Here is a 24,722-nt window from a genome sequence, read left to right as displayed (position 1 = left end):
ATCCAGGTTCCCAAGTTCCTAATCGAAGCCTGTACCAGGGTCACGCCACCTGTATGCCGGTCACCATCTGGACAGTAAGCAGGTTTCCTCCAGACTTATCCCGGGATAGTTCGTCCTCCCGGTTTAGATGACACTAGTAGTTCTTACGACACGTTCACGGTGGTTCACTTGTATTCGTCTCCTCTGGTACTCACCTGACGGGATCGCTGTCCCGCCTTTTCCCGTAACGTTCACTACCATGGCTCTTTACCACAGCAGCTTACGGTGGTTTGAAGCCTCCACCTGCATGGCGGCTTCGAGGGGCCCTCCCTCATCTTCAATTAAGCATGGCTTGAAGTTCCCTTCTTCGCCTTCTTGGCACACTGGAACTGAGAACTTGCAACTGATCTTTCAGCGTACGGCGCATCATAGAACGAATAAAAGTTCCTCGCTCTGGAACGAAGGGATTCTCTTTTATTTGTCTCATACAGTCCAACCACAACCTTGCGAACATTTTGCGGCTGCTAAAGTCTCACCATGGTAGAGGGCATTAGATTCATAAATGGGCCTTTTACTCAATTTCGGTCGTTTTCTGCTGTTAGAAGTGCTCTGAAAATGTTAGAATTGTCCTGAATATCTGGAGGTGGCTTTCGTGACGAAGAATCCCCTGAATCTAAGGCTTTCAGAGATCATGTCCTTAAGAGGTTCTTTTGAGTTTTATAGAGAGAGAATTGATAGATACAACGACAAACTGAATGCATTTCTTCAGGTGAGCAACCCTTCCGATTCGCAAAAGGAAGGGTTTCCTTATGCTCTAAAGGATAATATTCTGGCGGTAGGGACTCGAACAACCTGTGCGAGTAGAATACTTGAAAACTATGAGTCTCCTTATGACGCCACTGTTACCAGCAAGCTGAACAATAAAGGCGGAATAATACTTGGCAAGACCAATATGGATGAATTCGCAATGGGTTCCTCAACTGAGAACTCCGCGTTTGGACCTTCCAGAAATCCCTGGGATCTCGACCGAATTCCTGGAGGCAGCAGTGGTGGAAGCGCAGCAGCAGTTGCTGCCGGTCTTGCCCCATTTGCATTGGGAAGCGATACCGGAGGGTCGGTAAGACAGCCGGCTTCCATGTGCGGAATCGTTGGTTTTAAACCGACTTATGGCCTTGTGTCGAGATACGGATTGGTTGCATTTGCCTCATCGCTGGATCAGATCGGGCCATTGACGCGCTGTGCACAAGACGCCGCAGAAGTGATGGCGATGATTGCAGGCCACGATCCGAAGGATTCAAATACTCTAAGGAGGAATCTAGACTTCAATGTCTCTATTGAAAGCGATGTTAAGGGGCTGAAGTTTGCTGCACCTTCAGAGATGCTTAACTACCCGGGTTTGGATTCGGGAGTCAAAGAGAGATTCCTGTCAATGATGGAAGCTATGAGGAGCGCCGGTGCAAAAGTAGAGGAGATTTCGATTCCTAGTGTCGAGTATGCTGTCGCCACATATTACTTGATCGCTCCGGCCGAGGCAAGCTCGAATCTTGCCCGTTATGACGGAATCAGATTTGGGTCGAGAAGTCCCGCAGAAGACTATGAAACTCTCATAAACAAGAACAGAGACAGCGGTTTCGGAGAAGAAGTGAAAAGGAGGATTCTTCTTGGAACTTTCACTCTCAGCGCTACCTATTATGACGCGTACTACAGAAAAGCGTTGAAAACAAGAAGGATCATGGCCGGTGAACTCAACCGAGTACTCAATGAATATGATTACATTGTAAATCCCTCTTCGCCAGTCATTGCTCCGAGACTTGGCGAGATAACCGATCCCCTCGCCTACTATCTTATGGATATATATACTATACCTGCAAATGTAGCAGGGCTTCCGTCGATCTCAGTTCCTACAGGCCTGGTTGACGGTTTGCCTGTCGGTCTGCTTCTCACCGGGAAGAGGTTCAGTGATGTCTCGCTACTGAATGCTGCCGGGGGGATTGAGGATCTCTCTCCCTCTTATGAAAACGGACTGGCGAAGATCCCTGAAAGGTGGGCGAAATAATGTATAAGACTGTGATCGGGCTGGAAATCCATGCTCAGCTCAAAACCGAGACCAAAGCATTCTGTAGTTGTCGGGCCGATGTTTTCGATCTTGAACCGAATACTGTTATTTGCCCTGTCTGCACCGGTCAACCCGGCACTTTACCGGTGTTAAACGAACGGGTAGTCGAGTTCGCCGTAATGGCCGGAATTGCTATGAACTGCACCATCAACAGGCGGTCGGTCTTTGACAGAAAGAATTACTTTTACCCGGATCTGCCGAAGGGTTATCAGATTACTCAATACTTTTTCCCGATAGCCGAGAACGGTTACCTGTATCTCGTAAACGGCGAAGAGAAGCGAAGTATTAGGATCCGCAGGATTCACATAGAAGAAGACGCGGGCAAGATGGTTCATCAGGGAACGGAATCAATAACCGGATCGTCGGGAAGTCATCTGGATCTAAATAGGTGCGGGGTTCCGCTAATTGAAATTGTTACAGAACCAGATCTAAAGAGTCCGGTCGAGGCCCGCATCTTCATGGAACTCCTCAGAGATACGCTAAGGGCCCTGGGTGTCTGTTCTGGAGACATGGAGAAGGGCGCATTGCGCTGCGATGCAAACATCTCGATGGTTGACGAGAGTGGGAGGAGCTCCAACAGGGTAGAAATCAAGAACATCAACTCTTTCAAGTTCGTTGAGAAGGCACTGGAATTTGAACAGGAGAGGATTTCCAAGGCATTGGCTTCAGGAGTCGATGTCGCAAAAGAAACCAGGTCCTGGAATTTCTCTTCAAAGGAAACATATTCTATGAGATCAAAGGAGGAAGAGAACGATTACCGTTATTTCCCCGAACCTGATCTCCCAGAGCTTATAATCAGCGATGATCTTATAGAGAGAATTGAGAGAAGTCTTCCGGAGCTTCCCTGGGAGAAAGTAGAGAGATTCATGGAGCAATACTCGCTTCCCGGCTATGACGCCTCCGTTCTTGCTTCAGATAGTGAAATCTCTTCTTATTTTGAAGAGGTTGCGCAGGCCACCGGAAAGCCCAAAGAGAGTTCAAACTGGATTATGGGAGAGGTTATGAGGCTTATGAACGATAGGCAACTTTCCCTGGAAGAGGTGAAGGTAAGTCCGGAGAACTTCAAGGAGCTTTTCGATCTAATTGAGCAGGGCAAGATCTCAAACAAGATAGCAAAAGACATTTTTCCAGTGATCGTGGAGAACGGAAAGTCACCGACTCAATTGGTTAGAGAAAAGGGACTTCAACAGATAGACGATGACACCGTGATCGAAGATGCAGTTCGAAAGGCCATGAATGACAACCCTGCAGCCGTTCAGCAGTTTAGAGACGGTAAGGAGGGAGTCCTTGGATACTTCGTGGGAGCGGTCATGAAAGCGACCAAAGGAAAGGCAAACCCGTCCAAGGCAAATGAAATCGCAAGGAGGCTGCTTAGAGATTGAAGAAGAGACTTTGTCTGTTCATAGTTGTTTTTCTGGGAGTTCTGATCTTCTCCGAAATTCAGATCAAGCTGAACAATGCTGGGTGGAGCGTTTCCGCGGACATACGGGCATATGAAGATATTTATCTGACACTAGCTTTGGCCTCGGGAATCCCCTACGTTGGGGTAACTTATGTGGACACCTGGGAGGAATACTCCACCGGATTTCTTAAGCTGAAGATCAAAGACGGCCTTTTCAGAGGATCGCTGCTTGCCAGCAACGAGGGGCTTTTCATGGGTGTAAGGTACGTCACCAACACAAATCAGATCCCCATCTTTTCTCACACTACTCTTGAACTCGAGCTTTCAACGGTGGGCAAGATGAAGTATCTGGCGAGGAACTGGGTGCGTCTGCCGCTGGGTCAGCTCAATGGAGGCCTCAGCGTATTCCTCCATGGGGAGGACTCCTTTTCGTTCAACGATATAGGTTTGTATCTTTATGCAAAGGAATATGAGCGAAGCCTAAGGATAAAGAATGCAGAGAGTAACGTTGTCGCCACTGTGGATCTCAAGACTAACGACTCGCTCGGAGAGGTCGGTTACGGTATAGGGATAGGGATGAACTATCTTTCCTTCGATCTCGGCGTGGCTTTCGCCGGGAATTTCATAGTCCCGGCCGGCGACCTGAGACTAATGCTTTCGCCGACAGTCATGGTAAGCATGCGAGGGATCGATGCACAGATGCTTATCTCGAAGCTTGGGAGCGACGATTCGGTCTTTGCAGGTATCTCGGTCACAAACTTCAACCTTAACGGGATTTTCATGAGGCTTGTATTCTGATGGGTGTGGGAGCGTATGTGCATATTCCTTTCTGTGCTAGAAAATGCTCTTATTGCGATTTCTGCACAATCCAATTCGACAGGGAATCGGTCGAGGCCTATCATGATTCGTTGAAGAAGGAGATCGAGATGTATGAGGTCCCGGGAATCGTCGATACCTTGTACTTCGGAGGCGGATCACCTTCGCTGTATCCTATTGACCTAATGGAGGAAATCGTATCGCATATCAATCTTTCATTGGGTACAGATGTGTCTGAGGCTACCATAGAGGCCAACCCGTGGGAGCTCGATAAAGAGCATCTCCTGGCGTGGAGATCTACTGGCTTCACCAGGCTTTCAGTGGGAGTCCAGTCATCCGAGCGGAGTATATTGGAGCGTTGCGATAGACCCGTTCCCGCCGATCTTATGGGCAGGTTGTTCTTGAGCAGAGATACTTTCGATAATCTGAATCTCGATTTCATTCTCGGGTTACCCGGTGAAAACAGAGAAAACGTGATTGCCAATTTAGAGCTGATCAAAGAGGTTTCGCCCGATCACATCTCATACTATATCTTTGATTCAGATCACGAAACTGAATTGATGAGGCGGGTACATGATGCTATCATTGAGTTGCCCGATTCCGAAGCAATTGCAGAACTTCACGACATGGTTCTTGAATCTTTGGCCAGTATGGGATACAAGAGATATGAGATATCATCCTGGGCAAAAGATGGTAGTGAATGTCTTCATAATCTGAAGTACTGGCGAAACGAGCAGTATCTTGGTTTCGGGGTTTCTGCCGGCGGTCATCTGGATCGCAAGAGATATGTCAATACCGAGGACCTTCAACTTTACAGCAGTTTGGTCAACCAGAAGATAAAACCGATCGCCGAGTTCGCAGAAAACGATGCTGTTCAGGAGTTGTTTGAAACTCTCTTTATGGGACTGAGGTTGGCAGAAGGAGTGGATCTGTCTGATCTGGTGTATTCCCGGGAGCTTCTTTTTCTCCTGATTTCAAAGATAAAAACCCGTCTTGGAGATTATATCTCATCTGACGAAGGTACAATTAAGTTGAACGACTCCGGGATGGATGTCTCCAGAAGAGTGTTGCAGCAGCTCCTGGATATAAAGGAGGAGATCTAGATTGCTTTCTCCACATGAAGTACTCGAGGTTGCATTAAGAATCGAAACTGAAGGAGAGAACTTTTACAGAGAACTGGCGGAGAGCGCGCATAACGACCGGCAGGGCTCGGTCTTTAGGTTCCTCTCTTCTCAGGAAAGAAGTCACGCCGATACCTTTCGAACTCTTCTCAGGAGATTTGAAGAGGAGGCCATAGAACTTATAAACTGGGACGATGCACGTCAGTACATGGCGGCCTTGACCGAGGCAAGTGTGTTTTCTGACGAATTGAAGGACGCGATGAGCCGCTCAGACTATAAAAAGGCTATTGAACATGCAATAGAAGTGGAAAAGAAAAGCATAGCGTTCTACGAGAGTCTTTTGAAGAACTCAAAGGCCGATACTGTCGAAGCTCTTGAAAAGGTAATCAGCGAAGAGAAGAACCATGTTGAACTTCTGGAAGGACTGAGATAATGGCCGTGGAAGAGCTTTCCGACTATCTGAAGAGGTTCTCTATTCACGAACGCCGTAATGAGACCGAAAGCTGGGACTCTTACTTCATGAGACTCGCGTACCAGGTTAGAGAGCGATCCAGCTGCCATCATAGAAAAGTGGGCGCTCTAATAGTGAGGGAGAATAGGATTCTTTCGACCGGCTATAATCAACCGCCTTCGGGTTTCCCTCATTGCGATGAGATAGAGTGCATAAGGGATGCTCTGGGAATACCTTCCGGCCAGAATCAGGAGATATGTTACGCCGCTCATGCTGAACAAAACGCACTGTCTCAAGCGGCGAAATTCGGAATCTCGACTAATGGATCCACTATATACGTTACTCATCGCCCTTGCTCCATCTGCGCCAGACTAATAATCAATGCGGGGATAATAAAGGTTGTGTTCTCCGAAGGTTACCCGGATCCACTTACTGAGTTTATGTTCGAAAAAACAGGTGTCACAATGACGCATTTCACAAAGTGAATGGGAGGAAATCATGGCTATCGCAAGGTTAATGAAGTACTTAAGGCAGGACAGGATGCCTCATGTTTGGTGCCCGGGTTGCGGAAACGGCGTTATTATGAAGGCTTTCATAGAAGCTGTCGATAAGGAAGAACTTGATCCCGACAGAGTCGCCGTCATCTCGGGAATCGGATGTTCTTCAAGGGTTACGGGCTACCTGAACTTCAATACGATGCACACTCTTCATGGAAGAGCAGTAGCATTCGCTACTGGAGTGAAGCTTGCCCGACCGGAATTCAATGTGGTAGTTATGGGTGGAGACGGTGATATGGTCGCCATAGGAGGGAATCACTTCATTCATGCCTGCAGGAGAAACATGGATCTCACTGCAATAATATTCAACAACAATATCTACGGTATGACCGGTGGGCAATACTCTCCTACTACTCCTTACGAGAAGATAGCATCGACTTCACCATATGGGAACGTTGAAAACTCGTTTGACATAGTTAACCTGGCAGTCTCTTCAGGCGCAACGTATGTTGCCAGAACGACAGTATTTCACTATGCTCAAATGGTTCAGTTCATTCAGAAGGCCCTCAACCATAGAGGCATGGGGATAGTAGAGATCATGACCAACTGCCATACGTACTATGGCAGGTACAACGCAATGTCGAAACCCGAAGACATGCTTGCATACTTCAAGAAAAACACAGTTCAAATAGCCAAATCAAAAACAATGACTCCCGAAGAGCTGAAAGATAAGATCGTTGCAGGTGAGTTTGTGAATATAGAAGCGGAAACATACAGCGACAGATACAAGGCAAAGAGCGAGCAGATAATCGCAGCGGAGAGAGGTGAGAAAGCATGAAGCACGCATTCTCTCAGCCTCATTCGGTAAGGATTTCCGGTGTTGGAGGCCAGGGAAATGTTTTGATGGGGATAATTCTCGCAGAGGCCCTTTTGATACAGGGAAGTTGGGTAGTGCAGACCCAGTCTTTCGGAGCCCAGGTGAGAGGAGGACTCTCTTACTGCGATGTTCTCTTCAACACTGAGCCCATAGATTACCCCAAGGCTCATTCCTTTGAACTGATTTACTCTATGCACCAAACCGCTGTAAATGCTCATGCCCCTCTCATTCACATGAACGGCGTCCTTATTGTCGACTCCACTCTCGTCAAGTCTATTCCAAAAGAAGGAATCAGAATGACGAGAAAGATCATATCGAAGCCAGTGACAGAGCTCACTGAGAACAAGTTTGGAAGTACTCTGCCGGCCAATATGGTCGGTCTAGGGTTGATTGCCAGAGCAGGAAACTTCGTCACAACTCAGTCGTTGAAAGATGCCATGGCAAAACACATAAAACCAAAGTACGTAGAGATGAATTCCCAGGCGATTGATTTCGGTTACTCACTAATAGAGAAATCGTATAGTATTAGAAGAGAAAGAATCGATTCTGTCGGCCGGGGATTTGAATGAAGAAGTTTATCAGGAGTCTTGGCAACGCAACAAATGGAATCAAGCACCTTCTGAGAGAGAGAAATTTCAGAATCCAGCTTGTAATCGGAGCAGTGATCTTGACTGTCGGCGCACTGATCGGACTGGACAAGGGTGATTATTACTGGCTTCTCTTCTGTACGTTTATGGTTCTGCTTCTCGAAGGAATCAATACCCTGGTGGAGAAGATAGCAGACATATTGAGGCCCTACTATGATGAAAGAGTGCGTATACTCAAGGATACAGCGGCTGCTGTCGTTCTACTCGGGAGCGCGGTATCTGTTTTGATTGGGTTATCAATTATTTTACAATCAATTTTCGGTCTGCATTTTGCCGTTGGACTGCTTTTTGGTATAATAATTCTGGTTGTCTTCTTTTCTTTGGGGCTATTTGGAGGTGGCAGGGAATGAACCGTCGGGTCATTCTGTTATTCCTATTATCGTCTTTGCTATTAATGACTCGCAGTTTCGCGTATTTCCTCGTTACATACGTGGTTAGGCCGGGAGACTCGATTCATACTATTTCGAGAGATCTGAGTGTAAGCATCTCAACTATTATTGACTTCAACAATATCAAAAGTGCAAACAGCATTAAAGCAGGGGACACGCTTAAGATACCCCAACCGGACGGTTTGATCTACGAGGTTCAGTCTGGTGACACCTTCGATTACATCGCAAAGTTGTTTTTCTCTCCTGTCGATGAATTGATAGCAGCAAATAATCTCAGGCCGGATTCTGTAATCAATCCCGGTCAAAGAGTTTTTATTCCCATGTCTTTGGTCAACCTGTATCAGTACATTCCTCAGAGCACCCCTTTCAGATGGCCCATTTATGGAGTAATATCTTCTGATTACGGTTGGAGAACACATCCTGTAAGCGGGCAGCCCTCATTCCATTCGGGGCTTGACATTGCGGCTCCGGAAGGAACACCGATATTTTCAGGTTCTAGAGGAACTGTTGTTTTCGCTGGACCGAACGGCGGATATGGGAATATGGTCGAAATTCAGCATGACAATGGATATCTTACCCGATATGGTCATATGAGCAAGATAAGCGTCTATGTCGGCCAGAGAGTTGACGCCGGCTCGTTGATAGGCCGAGTAGGAAGTACGGGTGTCTCGACGGGCCCACATGTCCACTTTGAAGTGAGGGACCCCAAGTCAAATACGATGAACCCGTTGTCTATGCTTCCAACTCGTGATCTTATGTATGTTATAAGAAGAGAGGATGACGGCACCGCTGCCGGTGGTAAATGACAAAGATACTGGTTAGTGCGTGCCTGATCGGAGTCAATTGCACCTATCGCGGAGATAACAACCTGTCTTTCAAGCTTCTAGAGCTGGTCGACAGGTTTGTTTTTTTGCCTGTGTGCCCCGAGCAGCTTGGCGGACTCCCCACGCCTAGGCCTCGTGCGGAGGTTACTACCTCAAAGGACTGGCTGGCAAGCAAGATAGTCCTAGATCAGTTTGGCAACGATGTCACGAGCAACTATGAGAAGGGGGCCGAAGAGGTTCTGAAGATTGCAAAACTCTCAGGTTCAAGTATTGCAGTTCTGAAGTCGAGAAGTCCTTCTTGTGGTTGTAGAGGTATCTACGACGGAACCTTCAGCGGAGTGATGATTGACGGAATGGGAATAACGGCAGAACTGCTAATGAAGAACGGCATCGAAGTCTATTCCGAGGAAGAAACTAGCTTCTTATACTAGGATCAAACAACTCCGTAAGAATCTGCATCTCTTCCTTCTCGTCGAGCGTAAAACCCGGACTCTTCGCAAGGATAACCCATCTACCTTTTTGCCATAGCAAGGACTGATCTTTACCTCCGAACCTGACTATTTTGGCGTAGTAGTAATCTGACTTCTTAATCCTTCCTAAATCTCTAGTCAGAACCGATCCTTCTACAAGGAAGAGAGTCTCCCATGTGTCTTTTGCAGCTTCAACAGATTCCATTTTCCAGACATAGACGTTTATCACTCTTGAACTTAGATCCAGTTGCAGGCAGCGCACCGAGTTGTCATACGGAGGGTAGAACACTCTGATGCTTTCTCCGCTTTCCTGCTTAACGGAAACCCCATTCGCAAGTCCCTGATCTGGCGGAAATGGCGCTTCACCGAGAAAAGTGAAGATACTTCGATTGAAAACAAGATCGTCAAGCATAATCTCATCTTTGGGCACAACAACATCTTTTCTGTGACCAAATGCGTAGTAAGAAGCAAATGCAATCAGTCCCAACACAAAGGCGACTGTGAACAACGCCCTGTTTCCATAACGCTTCACCTTAGCGCCTTTCACTTTCACTGCTCCCATCATTCAGATAAGTTCTAGAATCCTTGCTACCTTTGCTGGATCAAGCCTGTATGGAGACCCCTTCCCTTGATAAAAGCCATGTTCTCTAATCAGATGGATTGAAATAGGTGAGTAGTCGACTTCTTCCTTTCGAGCTATGTTCCTGACATTGATGTTGGCTTTCTTTGAAAGATGACCGTGACGAAAGGGACAGGGTATGTAGCCGCGGCTCTCCTCAACGATTACAACGAATCGGTCATCGACCTTTACAGGCGAACCGAATCCTCTCTCGCCTTGCTTCATAAACATTTCCAGTTTGTTCGCGATTATCTCGTTTGTCAAACCCAGTTCCTTTACCTTCGCCTGATCCTCACTTATAATATCTACCAGGTTTCTTTCGTCGTGACCAAGAAAACCCGGGCCGGTAATACTGCCGGCTCTCATATTTTCCTGGATCTTATCGAAGTCCGGAGTCTGTTTCACAATCTCACCTCCAAAACTATCCAAATTTGTCGTAGTAGATCTTTTCTTCAGTGATTTTGTGCTTCGTCAAAACATCTATGCAGGCGTTTATCATTCCGGGACTGCCGCAGAGATACCCTTCTCTTGCAACATCATCACCCTGTTCGGAAAGATATCTGTCGACAACATCAGTAATGAGACCTATCTCGCCTTGCCAGTTGTCTTCCTGCTGCGGATCGGACAGCGCAGGAATGAAGTGAAAATTCGGCATCTTGCTTTCGATTTCCTTCATCTCCTCAAGGTAGAAAAGATCGCTCTTACTTCTTGCTCCAAAGAAATAATACGCCTTTCTCTCAACTCCCTTTTCCATCATATCCAACAAGATTGACTTGATCGGAGCCATTCCAGAACCGCCGGCAATGAATATTATATCTGAATCGGTATCTCTTAGAAAGAAATCTCCGAATGGTCCGAGGATTCTAATCCTGTCACCCACTTTGAGCATTTTGTGGACGTAAGTGGTAACAATTCCATTTGGAACCAGTCTTATAAGGAGTTCCACTCCATTCTTCACGGACGGCTGGGAGGACATCGAGTAGGCTCTCATGGTCTCTTCTCTTATATCCCCATAGGCAGGGACAACCAGCTGGACGTACTGACCAGCTCTGAAACTTATCTCATCTTGAATACTGAAAAATACTTCCTTGATGTCGTGAGTAACGTCTTCTATAGAAGAGACTGTCGCCACATATTCGCGAATGTTGAACAACTCTTCGGGAATCTCGATTGACATATCACCCTTAACTTTGATCTGGCACGAAAGCCTCACATTGTCCTTCTTCTCCTTAGGCGAAAGATAAGGAAGTTCAGTGGGAAGTATAGGCCCAACGTCCGTCTTCACTTTAACCTTACAGAGACCGCAGCTGCCCTTTCCCCCACAGGCAGATGGAATGAAGATCTTCTCTCCAGCAAGAGTCGAAAGAAGAGTAGATCCGCCCTTCACCTTGTGACTCTTCGAGTCGTTGATAGTGATACTTACTTCTCCATAATTGTTCACAAGAGCGTCTGCAATTGTAAGAACGGCAGCGAGTACTGCGGAGATCCCTCCAACGACCAGAGCCGTGACGATTATCTGCAAACCAAACACCACCTTACTGGACGGGCAGCATGCCCGAGAAACCCATAAAGGCCAGGGCCATAATGCCGATGATAATCATTGTTATTCCCGGGCCCACCAACTGAGGAGGCAGGTCCTTCTCTCTAAGTCTCATTCGCATTGCAGACAGAGCAACTATCGCAAGCCACCAGCCGGCTCCAGAGCCGAAACCGAAGAATAACGACTGAATCAGGCTGTACTCTCTGATAATCATGAACAGTACGCCCCCAAGGATCGCACAATTCACTGTAATTAAAGGCAGAAAGATCCCGAGATTCATGTAGAGTGTTGGAGAGAATCTGTCTATGACCATCTCCAGAAACTGAACGAATGCGGCAATGACAATAATGAACACTATGTACCTTAGATAGACTAAATTCAGCGGGACAAGAATGTAGTAATACACTATGTAATTGAGCACAGATGTCAAGGTAAGAACAAAGGTTACCGCCATGCCAAGACCATTGGCCGTCTTTATGTCCTTCGATACCGAAATGAACGAGCACATCCCCAGAAAGTTGCTCAGAACCATGTTGCTAGTAAGAGCTGCAGCGATCATTATCACAAAAGGATTAAGCGGAACTCCCATCTACATCTCCCCCCCTCACTTCTTCTTCACGATCGGAGTTCTTGCGATCCAGATTATCGCACCTAAAATGAAGAAGGCACTGGGTGCCATTATCATTATTACCCATGGAGTGAAGCCTTCAGGCATGACTCTCAATCCGAACAGAGTACCGAAGCCTAGCAGTTCTCTCACAAAAGCCACGGCAAGCAGGATCAACGAATAACCTATTCCCGCAGAGATTCCATCTATGAAAGAGAGCACAGGCCCATGCGACTGTGCAAAAGCCTCTGCACGACCCATGATAATGCAGTTGGTTATTATAAGGCCCACATAAGGACCAAGTGCTTTGCTTATAGAAGGCAGATAGGCCTTCAAGACAATATCGAGAATTATGACGTAGGTGGCTATTATCAGAACCTGCACCATCATACGGACGTTCTTTGGGATATGCCTTCTCAAAGCCGAGATTGTAAACGAGGAGAAAGCGGTGGTGAAGATAAGGCCGATTCCCATTATTAGAGTGTTTGTGAGGTTGTTTGTTACAGCCAGAGCCGAGCAGATTCCCAATATCTGAACAATGACGGGGTTGTCTTTCCAGATATTTGTAAGAAAAACCGACTTCTTTGATTCAGCCATTTCTAATTCACCGCCTCAAGAACTGCAGGAAATACATCGTTGATTGCCTTATTAAGCAGAGTTTGAATCGACTCCGAAGTCCTTGTTGCTCCAGTAATCGCATCTACCTTTGAGTCGTCTTTCGAACCAGTATCCTGTCCAGACACTACGGCGATTCGGGCAGAAGAACTCGATGATATCCGTTCTCCCCTGAACTGTTCCTTGAAAGCTGTTTCGTCGATTCTCCCGCCCAGTCCTGGGGTCTCTGAGTGGTTCACAAAATCAATCCCAACTATTCTAGAACCACTCTCATCAACTGCGACAAGGGCCGTTATAGTTCCCCATAGACCTGCGCTTTGAACTGTAAATGCGATTTCTCTCTTTCCTTCATTATCAGCAACGTAGACGGTCTGCTCACCGTCGATCTCCTGTATTCTATCCAGATAGAGTTTTTGCACTTCTTCACTCGGCAGAGAACGCGCATCCTCTACAATATTGAAAACATAGATCAAAGAACGACGAAATTCAAGCTGTTCGTTCCTTTCAATAGTGCCTGAAGCAATTGCGTTGATTCCTGCAAGACAGATAACGAATACGGTTGTAAGAATGAAAGTGAATACTACAGAGTAAAGCTTTTCACTCATGCTTTCACCTTCTTTGGGGTCACCAGATAGTCAAGAAGAGATGCGAATGTGTTTGCGATAAGCACCGCAAACATCAGACCGGCACCAAAAAGTGAGAATGTGCCGATTACTATGGCTAGAGACCCGATAATAACTCCGTATATCCACTTTGCTGTATCCTTCTTAGGAGCACTGATAGGATCAGTTGCCATGAACACAGCTCCGAACAGAATGCTACCCCCGATTATTGAGTGGACCGGGTTTATGCTTGAAAGTCCGAATAAGAAGAGTATTCCCGACATTGCGAAGGCCGAAACGAGAGTGGAGACTATGATCTTCCACGATGCGGTCTTGGTTAGTATCAGGTAAACGGCCGCCGCAGCAATCAGCCACTTTGCAGTCTCTCCCGCAGTGCCGGGGATGTTCCCGAAGATCATTCTCCATGCGCTAACTTCTTCTCCGCTCCTGATGACATTCATAGGGGTGGCCATAGTAATAACGTCGGAGCTGATCCATCTACTGAAGCCCTGTCCCCATGACTGGACGGCCGGCGTCCAGCTCTGCTGAACTGCAGTCGGAAAACTTACGTAGACAAAGGCTCTGCCAACAAGAGCCGGATTGTACAGGTTTTTGGCAAAGCCCCCGAATGCCATTTTCGCAAAAACAATTGCAAAAGAACTGGCAACTATGACGATCCAGAACGGTACTGCAGGAGGAAGTACCAGACCCATCAAAATACCGGTGACTATAGAAGCCTCGCTCACCGATTTTCCCTTTTTCCTTTCAAAGAGCCATTCGCATAGGACTGAAACCAGAACTGAAAGCAGAACCGTGGAGAAGACTACCCAGCCGAAATTTCCAACGGAGAATACCAAGATTGGAAGTAGAGCATAGATAACCTTTCTCATCATCGGCTGTTTCTGGAAGAACTTTTTCGCCATCTCTGGCACCTCCGAAAACAAAAGCTTGACTATAATTGTGGTCATACTGTATAATGGTCCTGAGGTGGTTCTCTTGTCAAAATTACACGAGCTCTCATTTTATTCTCTGGCCGAAGCAAAAGCTCACTTTTCAAAGGTTGTTGACGATTGTGAGAAGGCCGATATAATTATAACAAAAAACGGGCTTCCAAAGGCAGTTATGATGGACTACGACAAGTACGTACTCCTCAGCAGATTTCTCGAACGGGTTTACGATCTGTACTTAATGGACGCTGGCGATGAAGCTATGGATGTCCAGATAAAGGATCTTATCGTTCAGGTTGATGATGATTGACGGAGGTGCAAGATGGCAGAAGTTATCCTCGAGAAGGTAGCAAAGACTTATCCGAACGGAGTCAAGGCCGTTCTCGATGCAAATCTCGAAGTACAGGACAAGGAGTTTCTGGTTCTACTCGGTCCCTCAGGCTGTGGAAAGACGACGACACTCAGAATGATCGCGGGCCTTGAGGAGATTACGGAAGGAACAATCAAGATCGGTGGAAGAGTTGTTAACGATGTCGAACCTAAGGATAGAGACATCGCCATGGTCTTTCAGAACTACGCGCTTTATCCACACATGTCTGTTTACGAAAACATGGCTTTCGGACTCAAGTTGAGAAAGACTCCAAAGCCGGAGATCGAGAAGAGGGTAACAGAAGCGGCACGTATTCTTGGGATAGAGCAGTTGCTGGATAGAAAGCCAAAGCAGCTTTCCGGTGGTCAGAGACAGAGGGTCGCAGTCGGGAGAGCGATTGTTAGAAACCCAAAAGTCTTCCTCTTCGACGAACCTCTCTCCAACCTTGACGCGAAGCTGAGGGTACAGATGAGAGCCGAACTGAAGAGGCTTCACCAGAATCTCCAAGCAACGATTATCTACGTTACTCATGACCAGGTTGAAGCAATGACAATGGCCGACAAGATCGTAATTATGAAAGACGGAATAATTCAGCAGATCGGCGATCCTTATTCAGTCTACTTCGAGCCGAGAAACAAGTTCGTTGCTGGATTCATCGGCACTCCCGCAATGAACTTCATCAGCGCGAAGCTTGTATCTGAAGGAGGAAAAGTCTGGGTAGTAAAGGAAGACATGAAGCTTCTCGTTCCCGAAGACAAGGTCGAGAGGCTCGGGCACCTTGTCGGCAAAGAAACGACTTTCGGTATAAGACCGGAAGACATCTACGACAAGATGTACGCGGTTGCGCCAAAAGACGAATTCACGGTGAAGGGCAATGTAGATGTTGTCGAACCCCTTGGAAGCGAAACTCTAATCCACGCCAATATTCACGGGGACGAAATCGTCGCAAAGGTTGATCCGAAGAGCAGAGCGTCTGCAGGCGACAAAATGGATCTGGTCTTCGATATGTCTATGATGCACCTGTTTGATCCTGAAACCGAGGAGAACGTCCTCGCCGGTACTCACCAGGACGCTACCCCTGTCAACATTTAGTTATCATGAAAAAAAAGGTGGCCTAGGCCACCTTTTCTTATTTTTTGGTTCAATTAACCTCTCGCTTCGACATAAGTCTTGACTCTGGCGGTCAATCTTGCCTTTTTACGTGAAGCCGTATTCTTATGAATAGTTCCTGACTTCGCCGCCTTGTCGAGAGTAGAATATACTTCGCTAAGCATGGAAGAAACGGACTGTGGATCTTCGCCCTGTTCCATAGCCTTGTACAGCTTCTTGGAAGCATTTCTGAATTTTGTCCTGACGGCCCTGTTCATTACGGTTCTCTTAGCCGTCTGCTTTACTCTCTTCTTTGCTGATGCATTATTAGGCACTTATCACTTCTCCTCCTTTCGAGATTTACCCGTTAATTCTATCATCAATCTAATGCTTTCTTCAATTGGTCGACGGCGTTTGTTTCTTCCCACGGAAGCTCGACGTCGATCCTTCCAAAATGACCGTATGAAGCTGTCTGTCTGTAGATAGGGCGCTTCAGGTTGAGACGATCGATTATTGCCGCAGGTCTGAAATCAAAGACCTTAAGGACCGCCTTTCTGAGCTTCTCGAGGTCGACCTTCTCTGTATCGTGGGCATCGATCATGAAGGATACGGGCTTAGCAACACCTATCGCATAGGCAAGCTGAAGAGTGACTCGATCTGCAAGGCCGGCTGCCACGATATTCTTGGCAGCATATCTCGCCATGTAATGAGCCGATCTATCTACCTTCGTAGGATCCTTTCCACTGAAGGCCCCTCCACCGTGAGGTGTCCAGCCTCCGTAAGTATCGACGATGATCTTCCTGCCAGTCAATCCCGTATCTGCAGAAGGACCTCCCCTGACGAATCTGCCCGTCGGGTTCACAAAGATTTCCACCCCTTCAAGAAGTAGCTCGTGGTCTATTTCAGGAGCAATTACGTTGTCAACTACGAGTCTTTCGATCTCCTCTGCAGTCAAGTCAGGATCATGCTGGGTCGATACCACTATCGCAGTTACGCCAACGGGCTTGCCATCCTGATACTTAACTGTGACCTGGGTCTTTCCGTCAGGTCTAAAACCACGAACCGATTGATCCTTTCTCACTTTGCTGAGCCTACGGGCCAGCCTGTGGGCAAGGACTATCGGCAACGGCATCATCTCGGCAGTTTCATTCGTTGCATAGCCGAACATCATACCCTGGTCCCCCGCGCCGATAAGCGCATATCTATCTGTATCATTCTTTTTCGCCTCAAAGGACTTATTCACTCCAAGTGCAATATCCGGCGACTGCTCATCGATACTTGTAAGAACCGCACAGGTCTCTCCGTCAAAGCCGAACTTTGCCCTGTTATAACCGATATCGAGAATTGTATCCCTTACTACCCTGGGAATATCTACGTAAGCCTTTGTGCTTACTTCTCCGGCAACTACTGCAACGCCCGTTGCCAGAAGAGTCTCAACCGCGACTCTAGAATCTTCATCCTGAGTCAACATCGCATCGAGTATCGAATCTGAAATCTGATCTGCCATTTTGTCGGGATGGCCTTCGGTAACGCTTTCACTGGTGAACAACCAAGTCTTCATGACTGCCTCCTATAAACTGAATCTATTCTCCATATTCTTCCTCGGACAAGAATCTACCACCAATTATCTCGAAGGACAAGGGCCTGAATGCTCTGCTGAAATCGGCAATGATCTGGATCTTGTTCTGACACTTGCTGCCAACAAATTCTTTATCCAGTCTATAGGCTCCCTTTCCCTTTCCGTAATTGACGCTCACATCGTAGTACTTTCTCAAGTGACTTCTAAACTTCTCCCCACACTTGTTGCATTCAAAATGCACGACAATTGTGTTTCCGCTGTCGTAAAACGGATTCTTGCTTATGTCACGCGGCTTCTTCTTGAAAAACATCCGAAACTACCTCCTCATGACTATTCTGAAGTCCTTCGAAGCCTCGTTGCCCCAGTGATCACGAACTACTACCCTGGCATCTCTTGGATTCGTCCAGTCTATGTCGTCCCAGATGTTTATCGGAAGCAAACTGAGAGATATCCTGGAGTTAAGGTTAAACCAGTAGTCAGACTCTGTCGATGGCGAAGAGTATATTTCGTGGACCCTGTCTGCTTCGTCCAAATCGAAAGAAACGAAGTCAATCTGATACACGAGATTGTTTTCAACATAAAGCTCGATCGTCTTCGGGCTGACCGGATGCCTCAGTTGCACCTTGGCATGGAGATCCAGAGGGGTGCTGGGGGTCATTTCGATCGTTGGCTTTCCCTGTGCGAAAGAATAGGTCTTTCCGCCTGCCCTTATGTCAAGAATCTCAACCGCAGATGCCGGATTACCTGTGTCAAAATAGAATCCGGGATTGATTATCGTCTTCATAGTTGAATCTCTTACTTCAAGATGAAAATGAGGCGGCACATTCCCACTGTTTCCGGATTTCGCAACAACATCGCTTTTTCTAAACGGAAGCTCTCTCGGGTCGAAGGTTACTTCGATATATTGATCTCCAAACTCGGAGATCAATTGATGATAAAGATCGTTGAGTTTTCTTCCGGTGAGAGAGGAAGTGTCTCCAATCTCGTTAACGTGAGCGAATATGACATTGATTCCTTTCTCGTTTGTGAGAATGTTCGTAACCTCTGGAAGCATCAGAGCTATACCGATCCCGTATATGGGATGATTTATGTATATCTGGTGAACATACGAGTTGTCCGGAGAAAGGAGATCTAATCCAACAATGCTTCCCGTGGAGTAATCCATTCCCATATGGAAGTGCTCGGGATAATTGATATTTCTTGAGTTGCCACGATACTCGCCAAAGTAACCTGTTACTTCTGGAGCCCTCTTCAGCGGAAACAGCAAAGTCGCAGAAAACAGCACACCTACAAATAAGAGTACCGCTGTGACCGACAATAATCTCTTCATTTCCTTCCCTCCTCACAAATAGAAGAAATGAGCCTTTTATTTATCTCATCGGAGGACACATACTCAACCTCAATAAGATCCTTTTCGTAGTTCTCAGACAGAATTTCGACCGAACCCCTGAACCTCATGAAGCTCGAAAACTCGGTAGGTTTAAGTCTAAGTTTTCTCCGAGTTCTCTTACCGTATAGCCGCGTTGATATCTCGCTCAATATACCTTCGATATTGTAACTCTTCAGAGCACTAACCATCACGGCTTCTGGAAAGATCGTCCCGAGCTCCGCAAGTCTCTCATTCGTGCATAGATCGATCTTATTCAAGACATGGATCCTCTTGATTTCACCGGCGCCGATATCGCGCAGGGTACGATCGACGATTTCATATTTCTCTTTGACTGCCATGTCAGAGGCATCGGAAACTACAGCCAAGAGATCCGAGTATTTGACTTCATCTAACGTCGATCTGAAACTCTCCATCAATTCGTGTGGCAGTTCTCTAATGAATCCAACGGTATCTGAAATGAGAACCTGCATTCCTGCAGGTAGTCTAGCTCTCCTGACTCGAGTATCAAGAGTCGCGAACAATTTGTTCTCTACAAGAAGGTCTTCACTGCTGATTTCAGATACCAGCGATGACTTCCCAACATTCGTATATCCTACAAAGGAAACCAGTGGGATCGACGAAACGAGTCTTTTCTTCCTCGAGATCTCTCTCTGCCTGCCCATCTCTTCTATGTCTTTGCGAAGCCGAGAGATTCTGTCCTGCGCCTGCCGCCTGTCCGTTTCAAGTTTCTTCTCTCCGGGCCCTCTTGTTCCTATTCCCGCTCCAGTCTGCGAAAGCATCCTTCCGAAGCCTTTCAGCCTCGGCAACTGATACTTAAGACTGGCCATCTCAACTTCGAGTTTCCCTTCCTTGGTCGATGCGTGGTCCCCAAAGATCTTCAGGATAAGTTGCGTCCTATCCATTACGGGGACTCCAAGAAGCTTCTCCAGGTTCATTGCCTGAGATGGAGACAGCTCATGACGGGTGATAATGAGGACTGCACCAAAAGCTTCCAGTGTTCTCCTCGCAAAATCCACCTTGCCTTTGCCCAGATAGTGACGGGGATCAGGGTAATCGAGGTTCTGGACCACCGTCTCAACGATTTCGTACCCAGCAGTCCGGGCGAGCTCGTTAAGCTCGCCCAGTATTTCTGACTTGATATTCTGCTCTTCAGACGAAAAAACAGCGACAAGTAAAGTGTCTATGCTCGCTTCAGTCCTCCTTCTTGCCAGTAGTATTCGTCAATTTCACGTACTTCTGGGGAACCATCATCTTGATTGCATGTTTGTAGACCAGAGTCTGCTCCTGACCGTCCTCAAGCAGCACCGTGAAATTGTCGAACGACTTGACCAAACCCTTCGTCTGGAATCCCCCTTCGAGGTACATCTTCACTTCGATCCTGTTAACCCTAAGAAGATTCAGGAAACGATCCTGCAAATTGAACTTTTCAGCCATTCTTACCCCCCCAAACTGAGAGAATCGCATTTTCTAAAACCCGAGCAGCCTCACCTTCCAGACTGGACAGGTCAATTCTCAGAGCTTCTGAATATCTTCTAAACCACATAATCTGACGACGAGCGTATCTTCTTGTGTTCACAAGAATCCGCTCGATGGTATCCGAAAGGGATACACCACACCTAACATATTGTACCATTTCGGCGTAACCTATTGTCTTAAATGCGTTGAGCTCGGGCCCATAGCCTTTCGACAGAAGGCTCTCGGTCTCATCGGCAAGGCCTGCGCGAATCATCTCATGTAGACGACTCTCTATTCTGGCATGGAGCTCGCTCCTATCCCTTTCAAGAATAACAAGACAAAAGTCACCATTATGATCTCTCTCGTTCTGCAACTCAGTTAGCGGTCTTCCCGTTTTGAAGAAAACCTCAAGATACCTTATAGTTCTCTTGAGATCGTTCTCGTGGAATCTTTCAAAGGCATTCTTGTCGACTCTTTCCAGGATCTTCCTCAGCGATCCTTTGTTTTCGGATTCTATCTGAAGAAGGGCCTCTCGCACCGTTTCATCTCTAGGAGGGACGTCCACCAAACCCTTCATAAGGACCTCGGCGTAAAGGCCAGTTCCACCGGCGAGAATCGGGATCTTCCCTCTAGCAGTTATGTCCGCAACACTTTCCAGAGCAAGGTTTCTGAACTCCATCACATCAAAGTCTTCATCGGGATCACGTATGTCGATCAGCCAGTGCTTAAGGACGGCCTGTTCACTCTCGGTCGGCTTGGCCGTGCCGATATTCATGAAACGGTAGATCTGACGCGAATCAACGGATACAATTTCTATCGGAAGTCTCTGAGCCAAATCCAGAAGAAGCGATGTCTTTCCCACAGCGGTCGGTCCGAGGAGAATTGGTATCATTCTTTATCAATAACCCCGTACAGGACTCCGCTCTTTTTGCTGCCCCAGAGCCTGTCGAACTCGAGATCGAGCTCTTCGAAGAGGCTGTCTCGTGTTCTGCTTTTTATAATAAACCTCTTTGATGAAATCCTGATCATTTCATCGACGTCCGATCTATTTATCCTTTCATACATCGCAAATGGCCTTAGAGGGTTAATCGAATGAGACCTCATCTGCGGGCTGTCAAACATAGGATCACAATAGACTATATCGTAGGCATTGTCTTCACAGCCTTTCACAAAGTCTCGTAAATCTCTATTATGAAGCTCTATCCTTCTCGAAGCCTCTATTAACCATTCATCTGCATAGGGGTAGTTGCGAAGACCGTGAGAAACGATCCTGTATATGTGTTCGGACGCCTCCAGGCCTATCACTTTGCCCTCAGGCAGATAGTGCGCGATAAGAAGCGCTTCATTTCCGAGACCGAACGTTGTATCCAACACAGTTTCACTTCCGGAGAGATCCATGCTCTTGATCAAATAGTCGGAGTCCTGAAGCCTCATGTTCTTGAATCTTACCTTTGACATTCCGGGGTGAAAGAAGAAAACCGTCTCCCTATTTCTAATGGTTAACTGGCCATTCTTATCGAAAACATAGTAGAAGTCGAGCGAATGCTCGCTCTCAAATTGCTTAAGCCGGCTTCTTGAGACATATTTAACACCCAGTTCTTCGGCCAGCTCTCTCGCAGAAGACACCTCTTCTTTCGTCGGTTTGTACGAAGTCGTAACCACGAATCTCATCTGTTTTCTCCATTGTTGATGCCAGGAATCAACTCTCTAAGCAGATCAAGTTCAGATTCCTTAATTCTTATCTCTTTCTCGAGCGCATCATACTCTTTCTGGAGATTCTCCAGTCTTCTTTGAGCCTGTTTGTAGCTAAGGTAAGCGTTGACATTCGTTATCGCCAGGAGCGATAAGAGAAGAGCCATGAACAAGAACAACCCGAGCGGGAATCTTGACTTATCCTTCTTGCTCTTTATTTGAGACCACTCCTGGCAATTCCGGCAATAAAGTACTTCTGCGTAATCAAGAAGAGAATCACAACAGGAATTATCGAGAAAGTGGCAGCGGCCATCAAAAGGTGATAGTCGCTTCCGGTAGCCGAACTGAAATTCTGGAGCCCGACAGGTAAAGTTCTAATCTCCGGACTCTTTGTAACAATAAGAACCCAGAGGAAAGAATTCCAGCTTCCAACGAATTTCAGCAGCGCACCAGTAATCACCGCCGGCTTTGAGAGCGGAACGAGAATCGTCCAGAGAAAACGCCACTTTGAGAGTCCGTCTATCATAGCCGCATCGTAGAGTTCATTAGGAATCGTCATGAAATGCTGCCTCAGAAGGAATATCGCAAAGACGGAGACAACCCACGGAACGATTAGAGCATAGTACGAGTCCACCCAACCGAGCGCCGTAAGCGTGATATAGTTCGGGACCAACAGGACCTCGCCAGGAACCATCATCGTTGCCAAAAAGAGCGTGAACAACAGATTCTTGCCGAAGAAATCCATCTTCGCAAAGGCGAATGCGGCCATCGCCGCAAAGATTATCTCTACAAAAGTCGTAACCATCGCCACAAACACAGTGTTGAAGTAGTACCTGCCAAACGGAGCCGCATTCCAAGCCGAAACGTAATTCTGGAAGAAGTTCTTGAACGTTTCAGCAAATGTGAAATTCGCCTTGCCGGCTGGAACATCGTCTTTAAGCCAGACTGCGTGTATTCCCGCAAGCTTTATGTCAAAGGACTTCGCTCCGGAAGGAGAGATTATTCCCCTGTAATAGACCCTCTCAACCTCGACCGGCTTGATTGAAAGGTCAAGCTCGCTGAAAATGTCGGAATGTACCTTCGAGAAAGTACCGACCATAGAAGTCTCTTTCCATCTACGTCTGATGAAATCAGCAAACGGTTCTTGACCACTTATGTTCGCCTGTCTATCAAGGTTGGCTACTATTCCTCCGACCCCTATCGTTTGACCGGCAGATGAGGCCACTTCTCTCAAAAGGGCCACAAGATCAGCATAAGTTGTGTTCTGATCCATTGCGCTTCTGACCTTCCTGTCAAGCTCCGGATTAGCGGCAACAAGTAGTGATGTCCTCAAGAAGTTCATTGCGTCGTTGACGACCTCTAGCGGTGTTTGAGTATTCGTGAAGTACTGCGAAAGGCTGTTCTTGAAATCCCTGTCGAGGTAGTCCAAAAAGATCGTAACTGCACTTCGAACATTGGATGGATTAATTGCGGAAAGCAGATAATCCTTCAGCTCCCGCTCAACATTCCAACTCTCTATGAATTGCGAAAGCAACGCATGGACCTCAGCATCGGTTCTGATTCTACCCACAATCGAAGAACCTGAAAGATTGGCGTTCTGAGATTCGTTGTAAAAGACTTTTATGTCGGAGTAAAGGTCAAGCAAATCCGACCATTGCACCAGCCCATCAGGGATGCTTTCCAATGAACGCTCCAGCTGGCGTACAGACAGGGACATCCGAGCGTCTCCAGCAGAGATTTCTTCAGACAAAGTGATAATCTCGGAGACAGCCTTTCGAATTTCATCTGTGCTGCTTCTAAGATCGGCAACGATCCTTTCTAGTTCGCTCAGTTCGGTAACTCCTGTTGTACCGGTTCTGTAAGACTCAAGTGACTCCATTGACTTTGCAAGAGCAGCAACAGGCCCTTCAAGGAGTACGGCCGACTCTTCGCGGATTCTTGCCTTCATCTCTTTGGTTGCATCGGTATCTATTGGCAGTTCCTTCATCGCAGTCTCAACGCTTTGAGATAGCCTTTCGATCGCTCTTGAGTACTGCGCTCTTAGAGAGCTAACCAGGACTACTCTCTTCACAAACCCACCATCACTATAGACAGCTGCGTTGAAGAATCCGTCAAGAAATCTCCCTGCATCTTCTACCGGTAGATCTCTTAATGACTTTGCATGAGCATCCGGTACGTTATCCTTGATCGCGTTATATCTGTCGACCAATTCGGCAAAGAGCTGTTCATCAACTTGCGATGCGTAGTTTGCAGGAGCGCCATCTCTGCCAAGCAGCTGGATCTCTATTTCGCCTCTCCTTATGGGGTCATCGTTCAAATTAACGGAAAGGGTATCAAAACTTACTGACTCTTCCATCAGCGCCGCGAAGTTCCTGAATTCGCTAAGACTCAGCGTCGCAAGATCGACAGAGGCGCTGGTGCTCTTCTGCTTAATCTGAGTCTTAAAGGTGAAGGAGTTTGCTGCATTTTTCGTGGTCCAAACTGGCGGCCAGCTAGAAACCTCGCTGGGAGCTTTGAACGACGTGGCAACCATCCATGCAAATGGAACGAGCATCAGGAATGCTCCCCCAATAATAACTACATAGAGAAGGATTTTCGAGATTATCTTAGTCGATGATGTGGTCATCT

30 protein-coding genes are annotated in these 24,722 nt (G+C 47.0%); 13 read left to right on the top strand and 17 right to left on the bottom strand.

Annotated elements, in window-relative coordinates:
* Positions 1-631: 631 nt before the first annotated feature.
* The 11 genes from gatA to Q502_RS03885 are packed head-to-tail and all read left to right on the top strand — an operon-like array spanning position 632 to position 9,550.
* Positions 632-2,035: an Asp-tRNA(Asn)/Glu-tRNA(Gln) amidotransferase subunit GatA gene (gene gatA, locus Q502_RS03935; protein ID WP_102819393.1), complete on the top strand. Its 1,404-nt coding sequence runs from the start codon at positions 632-634 to the stop codon at positions 2,033-2,035.
* Positions 2,032-3,477, top strand: a complete 1,446-nt coding sequence (gene gatB / locus Q502_RS03930) for an Asp-tRNA(Asn)/Glu-tRNA(Gln) amidotransferase subunit GatB (RefSeq protein ID WP_180977988.1) — start codon at positions 2,032-2,034, stop codon at positions 3,475-3,477. Before gatA ends, gatB begins: the two co-directional genes overlap by 4 nt.
* Positions 3,474-4,295, top strand: coding sequence for a hypothetical protein (locus tag Q502_RS03925; RefSeq protein WP_102819391.1), 822 nt, complete (start codon positions 3,474-3,476; stop codon positions 4,293-4,295). The genes gatB and Q502_RS03925 overlap by 4 nt, the downstream gene beginning before the upstream one ends.
* The gene (gene hemW, locus Q502_RS03920) at positions 4,295-5,416 is read left to right on the top strand and encodes a radical SAM family heme chaperone HemW (RefSeq protein ID WP_102819390.1); all 1,122 of its coding nucleotides are present in this window, start codon (positions 4,295-4,297) and stop codon (positions 5,414-5,416) included. Before Q502_RS03925 ends, hemW begins: the two co-directional genes overlap by 1 nt.
* Position 5,417: 1 nt before the next feature.
* A complete protein-coding gene (locus tag Q502_RS03915) occupies positions 5,418-5,867 on the top strand; it encodes a ferritin family protein (RefSeq protein WP_099828569.1) in 450 nt (149 codons plus the stop codon).
* Positions 5,867-6,370 carry a dCMP deaminase family protein gene (locus Q502_RS03910; RefSeq protein WP_102819389.1) on the top strand — a complete coding sequence of 168 codons (504 nt, stop codon included), beginning with the start codon at positions 5,867-5,869 and terminating at the stop codon, positions 6,368-6,370. Before Q502_RS03915 ends, Q502_RS03910 begins: the two co-directional genes overlap by 1 nt.
* A gap of 13 nt (positions 6,371-6,383) precedes the next feature.
* Positions 6,384-7,220, top strand: a complete 837-nt coding sequence (locus Q502_RS03905) for a 2-oxoacid:ferredoxin oxidoreductase subunit beta (RefSeq protein WP_102819388.1) — start codon at positions 6,384-6,386, stop codon at positions 7,218-7,220.
* Positions 7,217-7,828 (top strand): 2-oxoacid:acceptor oxidoreductase family protein, encoded by a 612-nt coding sequence (locus Q502_RS03900; RefSeq protein WP_102819387.1) that lies wholly within the window; start codon positions 7,217-7,219, stop codon positions 7,826-7,828. Before Q502_RS03905 ends, Q502_RS03900 begins: the two co-directional genes overlap by 4 nt.
* On the top strand, positions 7,825-8,256 hold the full coding sequence (locus Q502_RS03895) for a diacylglycerol kinase family protein (RefSeq protein WP_102819386.1): 432 nt from the start codon (positions 7,825-7,827) through the stop codon (positions 8,254-8,256). Before Q502_RS03900 ends, Q502_RS03895 begins: the two co-directional genes overlap by 4 nt.
* Positions 8,253-9,101 (top strand): M23 family metallopeptidase, encoded by an 849-nt coding sequence (locus tag Q502_RS03890; RefSeq protein WP_102819385.1) that lies wholly within the window; start codon positions 8,253-8,255, stop codon positions 9,099-9,101. The genes Q502_RS03895 and Q502_RS03890 overlap by 4 nt, the downstream gene beginning before the upstream one ends.
* On the top strand, positions 9,098-9,550 hold the full coding sequence (locus tag Q502_RS03885; protein WP_099828563.1) for a DUF523 domain-containing protein: 453 nt from the start codon (positions 9,098-9,100) through the stop codon (positions 9,548-9,550). Before Q502_RS03890 ends, Q502_RS03885 begins: the two co-directional genes overlap by 4 nt.
* On the opposite strand, the gene Q502_RS03880 is transcribed toward Q502_RS03885, so the two are convergent.
* Genes Q502_RS03880 through Q502_RS03850 form a run of 7 tightly spaced genes read right to left on the bottom strand, consistent with a single transcriptional unit; the run spans position 9,534 to position 14,495 of the window.
* Positions 9,534-10,136: a hypothetical protein gene (locus tag Q502_RS03880; RefSeq protein ID WP_258002053.1), complete on the bottom strand. Its 603-nt coding sequence runs from the start codon at positions 10,134-10,136 to the stop codon at positions 9,534-9,536. The two genes, Q502_RS03885 and Q502_RS03880, sit on opposite strands and share 17 nt — an antisense overlap.
* Before the next feature lie 18 nt (positions 10,137-10,154).
* Positions 10,155-10,613 carry a hypothetical protein gene (locus Q502_RS03875; protein WP_102819384.1) on the bottom strand — a complete coding sequence of 153 codons (459 nt, stop codon included), beginning with the start codon at positions 10,611-10,613 and terminating at the stop codon, positions 10,155-10,157.
* A gap of 16 nt (positions 10,614-10,629) precedes the next feature.
* Positions 10,630-11,730, bottom strand: a complete 1,101-nt coding sequence (locus tag Q502_RS03870; RefSeq protein WP_102819383.1) for an NADH:ubiquinone reductase (Na(+)-transporting) subunit F — start codon at positions 11,728-11,730, stop codon at positions 10,630-10,632.
* Between the two features lie 13 nt (positions 11,731-11,743).
* Positions 11,744-12,337, bottom strand: a complete 594-nt coding sequence (locus Q502_RS03865) for an NADH:ubiquinone reductase (Na(+)-transporting) subunit E (RefSeq protein WP_099828560.1) — start codon at positions 12,335-12,337, stop codon at positions 11,744-11,746.
* Positions 12,338-12,352: 15 nt separating this feature from the next.
* On the bottom strand, positions 12,353-12,952 hold the full coding sequence (locus Q502_RS03860; protein WP_099828559.1) for an NADH:ubiquinone reductase (Na(+)-transporting) subunit D: 600 nt from the start codon (positions 12,950-12,952) through the stop codon (positions 12,353-12,355).
* A gap of 2 nt (positions 12,953-12,954) precedes the next feature.
* Complete coding sequence (locus Q502_RS03855) at positions 12,955-13,575, bottom strand: FMN-binding protein (RefSeq protein ID WP_102819382.1); 621 nt, start codon at positions 13,573-13,575, stop codon at positions 12,955-12,957.
* On the bottom strand, positions 13,572-14,495 hold the full coding sequence (locus tag Q502_RS03850; protein WP_102819381.1) for an RnfABCDGE type electron transport complex subunit D: 924 nt from the start codon (positions 14,493-14,495) through the stop codon (positions 13,572-13,574). The genes Q502_RS03855 and Q502_RS03850 overlap by 4 nt, the downstream gene beginning before the upstream one ends.
* A 73-nt stretch (positions 14,496-14,568) precedes the next feature.
* Here Q502_RS03850 and Q502_RS03845 point away from each other — a divergent pair, with 73 nt between their 5' ends.
* Together Q502_RS03845 and Q502_RS03840 are read left to right on the top strand one after the other, a co-directional pair.
* Positions 14,569-14,829, top strand: coding sequence for a type II toxin-antitoxin system Phd/YefM family antitoxin (locus tag Q502_RS03845; protein ID WP_102819380.1), 261 nt, complete (start codon positions 14,569-14,571; stop codon positions 14,827-14,829).
* Positions 14,830-14,841: 12 nt separating this feature from the next.
* Entirely contained in the window at positions 14,842-15,981 is a 1,140-nt protein-coding gene (locus tag Q502_RS03840; RefSeq protein WP_102819379.1) for an ABC transporter ATP-binding protein, read from the top strand.
* 53 nt (positions 15,982-16,034) lie between these two features.
* Here the strand turns inward: Q502_RS03840 and rpsT are convergent, their stop codons facing one another.
* From rpsT to Q502_RS03790, 10 genes are all read right to left on the bottom strand, one after another.
* Positions 16,035-16,313 (bottom strand): 30S ribosomal protein S20, encoded by a 279-nt coding sequence (rpsT, locus tag Q502_RS03835; RefSeq protein ID WP_099828554.1) that lies wholly within the window; start codon positions 16,311-16,313, stop codon positions 16,035-16,037.
* Between the two features lie 44 nt (positions 16,314-16,357).
* Positions 16,358-17,539, bottom strand: a complete 1,182-nt coding sequence (metK, locus tag Q502_RS03830) for a methionine adenosyltransferase (protein WP_099828553.1) — start codon at positions 17,537-17,539, stop codon at positions 16,358-16,360.
* A gap of 22 nt (positions 17,540-17,561) precedes the next feature.
* Positions 17,562-17,867: a hypothetical protein gene (locus tag Q502_RS03825; protein ID WP_102819378.1), complete on the bottom strand. Its 306-nt coding sequence runs from the start codon at positions 17,865-17,867 to the stop codon at positions 17,562-17,564.
* 6 nt (positions 17,868-17,873) lie between these two features.
* Positions 17,874-18,887, bottom strand: a complete 1,014-nt coding sequence (locus Q502_RS03820) for a hypothetical protein (protein WP_102819377.1) — start codon at positions 18,885-18,887, stop codon at positions 17,874-17,876.
* Complete coding sequence (gene hflX / locus Q502_RS03815) at positions 18,884-20,071, bottom strand: GTPase HflX (protein ID WP_258553702.1); 1,188 nt, start codon at positions 20,069-20,071, stop codon at positions 18,884-18,886. Before hflX ends, Q502_RS03820 begins: the two co-directional genes overlap by 4 nt.
* A 67-nt stretch (positions 20,072-20,138) precedes the next feature.
* Positions 20,139-20,381: an RNA chaperone Hfq gene (gene hfq / locus Q502_RS03810; protein ID WP_099828549.1), complete on the bottom strand. Its 243-nt coding sequence runs from the start codon at positions 20,379-20,381 to the stop codon at positions 20,139-20,141.
* Positions 20,374-21,294 (bottom strand): tRNA (adenosine(37)-N6)-dimethylallyltransferase MiaA, encoded by a 921-nt coding sequence (gene miaA / locus Q502_RS03805; RefSeq protein WP_102819375.1) that lies wholly within the window; start codon positions 21,292-21,294, stop codon positions 20,374-20,376. The genes hfq and miaA overlap by 8 nt, the downstream gene beginning before the upstream one ends.
* On the bottom strand, positions 21,291-22,073 hold the full coding sequence (locus Q502_RS03800; RefSeq protein ID WP_102819374.1) for a class I SAM-dependent methyltransferase: 783 nt from the start codon (positions 22,071-22,073) through the stop codon (positions 21,291-21,293). The genes miaA and Q502_RS03800 overlap by 4 nt, the downstream gene beginning before the upstream one ends.
* Positions 22,070-22,261 carry a hypothetical protein gene (locus Q502_RS03795; protein WP_258394188.1) on the bottom strand — a complete coding sequence of 64 codons (192 nt, stop codon included), beginning with the start codon at positions 22,259-22,261 and terminating at the stop codon, positions 22,070-22,072. The genes Q502_RS03800 and Q502_RS03795 overlap by 4 nt, the downstream gene beginning before the upstream one ends.
* Positions 22,262-22,308: 47 nt before the next feature.
* Positions 22,309-24,720: a carbohydrate ABC transporter permease gene (locus Q502_RS03790; RefSeq protein WP_102819372.1), complete on the bottom strand. Its 2,412-nt coding sequence runs from the start codon at positions 24,718-24,720 to the stop codon at positions 22,309-22,311.
* Positions 24,721-24,722: the final 2 nt, after the last annotated feature.

Origin of the sequence: Mesotoga sp. Brook.08.YT.4.2.5.2. (genome assembly GCF_003351125.1) — a bacterium.
Lineage (GTDB): Bacteria > Thermotogota > Thermotogae > Petrotogales > Kosmotogaceae > Mesotoga.
The sequence above is the reverse complement of the archived record's forward strand: the minus strand, read 5'-3'. Positions and strand labels throughout refer to the sequence as shown.

Bases quoted from the DNA above. Each gene is read 5' to 3' on its own strand.
- hemW (WP_102819390.1), top strand. From the start codon at position 4,295: ATGGGTGTGGGAGCGTATGTGCATATTCCTTTCTGTGCTAGAAAATGC.
- Q502_RS03910 (WP_102819389.1), top strand. From the start codon at position 5,867: ATGGCCGTGGAAGAGCTTTCCGACTATCTGAAGAGGTTCTCTATTCAC.
- Q502_RS03905 (WP_102819388.1), top strand. From the start codon at position 6,384: ATGGCTATCGCAAGGTTAATGAAGTACTTAAGGCAGGACAGGATGCCT.
- Q502_RS03900 (WP_102819387.1), top strand. From the start codon at position 7,217: ATGAAGCACGCATTCTCTCAGCCTCATTCGGTAAGGATTTCCGGTGTT.
- Q502_RS03895 (WP_102819386.1), top strand. From the start codon at position 7,825: ATGAAGAAGTTTATCAGGAGTCTTGGCAACGCAACAAATGGAATCAAG.
- Q502_RS03890 (WP_102819385.1), top strand. From the start codon at position 8,253: ATGAACCGTCGGGTCATTCTGTTATTCCTATTATCGTCTTTGCTATTA.
- Q502_RS03885 (WP_099828563.1), top strand. From the start codon at position 9,098: ATGACAAAGATACTGGTTAGTGCGTGCCTGATCGGAGTCAATTGCACC.
- Q502_RS03865 (WP_099828560.1), bottom strand. From the start codon at position 12,337: ATGGGAGTTCCGCTTAATCCTTTTGTGATAATGATCGCTGCAGCTCTT.
- Q502_RS03860 (WP_099828559.1), bottom strand. From the start codon at position 12,952: ATGGCTGAATCAAAGAAGTCGGTTTTTCTTACAAATATCTGGAAAGAC.
- Q502_RS03855 (WP_102819382.1), bottom strand. From the start codon at position 13,575: ATGAGTGAAAAGCTTTACTCTGTAGTATTCACTTTCATTCTTACAACC.
- Q502_RS03850 (WP_102819381.1), bottom strand. From the start codon at position 14,495: ATGGCGAAAAAGTTCTTCCAGAAACAGCCGATGATGAGAAAGGTTATC.
- Q502_RS03840 (WP_102819379.1), top strand. From the start codon at position 14,842: ATGGCAGAAGTTATCCTCGAGAAGGTAGCAAAGACTTATCCGAACGGA.
- metK (WP_099828553.1), bottom strand. From the start codon at position 17,539: ATGAAGACTTGGTTGTTCACCAGTGAAAGCGTTACCGAAGGCCATCCC.
- Q502_RS03825 (WP_102819378.1), bottom strand. From the start codon at position 17,867: ATGTTTTTCAAGAAGAAGCCGCGTGACATAAGCAAGAATCCGTTTTAC.
- Q502_RS03820 (WP_102819377.1), bottom strand. From the start codon at position 18,887: ATGAAGAGATTATTGTCGGTCACAGCGGTACTCTTATTTGTAGGTGTG.
- hfq (WP_099828549.1), bottom strand. From the start codon at position 20,381: ATGGCTGAAAAGTTCAATTTGCAGGATCGTTTCCTGAATCTTCTTAGG.
- miaA (WP_102819375.1), bottom strand. From the start codon at position 21,294: ATGATACCAATTCTCCTCGGACCGACCGCTGTGGGAAAGACATCGCTT.
- Q502_RS03800 (WP_102819374.1), bottom strand. From the start codon at position 22,073: ATGAGATTCGTGGTTACGACTTCGTACAAACCGACGAAAGAAGAGGTG.
- Q502_RS03795 (WP_258394188.1), bottom strand. From the start codon at position 22,261: ATGGCTCTTCTCTTATCGCTCCTGGCGATAACGAATGTCAACGCTTAC.
- Q502_RS03790 (WP_102819372.1), bottom strand. From the start codon at position 24,720: ATGACCACATCATCGACTAAGATAATCTCGAAAATCCTTCTCTATGTA.